Below are 1,260 nucleotides of genomic sequence, written 5' to 3'. Positions count from 1 at the left end.
AGCGACGGGCGGTTGCCGGCGGCGCCCTCGTCGAGCGGCGGGCGGCTATCGTCCGGGCTTTCGCCGGTCGTTGGGCGGGTGCCGATGACGCCCGGTCCGGCGTGCGGGCGGGTGCCGGCCTGGTCGCCCGCGGGACGGCGTACCTCACCGCCCTCGTCGGCCGGGGAGCGCGGACCGGAGGGAGTCGGCATCGGACGCTGCGCCACCCGTCCGTCCGTGCTGGACGATGCGGGCCGAGTCACCGTGCCGGCCTCGCCGACGGTGGGGGTCTCGATGGCGGTCGGGGTTGCTTCCGCCGTGCTGCCGGCCCGTTCCCCCCGGGCCATCGCGTGCATCAGGGCCGAGACATCCGCGGCTCCGGCAGCGATCCAGGCCTGATTCGCCGTGACTGGGGCGATGCCCGAGATCCGGCCTTCGCCGGCCGGGCCGTCGGTGTTGGCCGCCGCCCGCGCCGGTCCAGCCGGCTGCACCGGAGCCGAAGGCCGCGCGCGTGCTGGGACCATCGGCTTCCCGACCACAGCCGATCCGGTCTCGGCCGGACCGTATGCCGAGGACACCGCGGGGCTGCCACCGGGAGCGGCGGGCCGCAGGGCCACCTTGGGCCCGTTGTCCGTTGCCCCGGCGCCGTCCCTGGGGGCGGACACCGACCCACGGTCGCGACGACCGTTGTCGGTGTCCGCCCCTGCCGCTTGCCGCTCCCTACTGGCGGATAGGGGCGACTCGGCACCGGCCGTAGCGGTCGTCGTCTCATCAGACGACCCAACGTCACCGACCGGCATTACAGGCTGCAATTGACCAGAGGTGTCACGGGCAGCAAGCACTCCTGGGCCGCCCTGAACGGTAACTCCCGCCCGCCCAGCAGTCGCCCCGGAAGCACCGAGTTCTAGATCACCAGCGCCCCGCGCGTCGTGGTTGGCCCGCACCACACCTCCGGTGGGCGACGGCGCCTTTGAGTCGGCACAGTCACCCGTCCGTCCGCCGCGGCCGACCGCCTCGGCGACATCAGCACGCGCCACGGAACCAGGCGAGCCACCACTCTGCGCGCCCACGGCCACATTAGGTTCGCTCCGCGAGGAGCTTGCCGAACCCACAGCATCCCGCGCCGCGGGGGCCGGCACACCAGCAGGCCGCGGGGCCGGAGCCGAATCGTCGGCACCCTGCGCCGTTGCCGCGGGTACGCCGGCGCTCTGCGTGACTGCGCTCTGCGTGACTGCGCTCTGCGTGACTGCGCTCTGCGTGACTGCGCTCTGCGCGGCTGCG

At 74.3% G+C, this 1,260-nt stretch carries 1 pseudogene; it reads right to left on the bottom strand.

The features are described 5' to 3' along the window. Positions 1-644 (bottom strand): annotated as a pseudogene (locus Ari01nite_RS40005) (hypothetical protein); the annotation flags it as partial. Between the last annotated feature and the right edge of the window lie 616 nt (positions 645-1,260).

The sequence above is a fragment of the Paractinoplanes rishiriensis genome, assembly GCF_016862375.1.
Taxonomy (GTDB): domain Bacteria; phylum Actinomycetota; class Actinomycetes; order Mycobacteriales; family Micromonosporaceae; genus Actinoplanes; species Actinoplanes rishiriensis.
The sequence above is the reverse complement of the archived record's forward strand: the minus strand, read 5'-3'. Positions and strand labels throughout refer to the sequence as shown.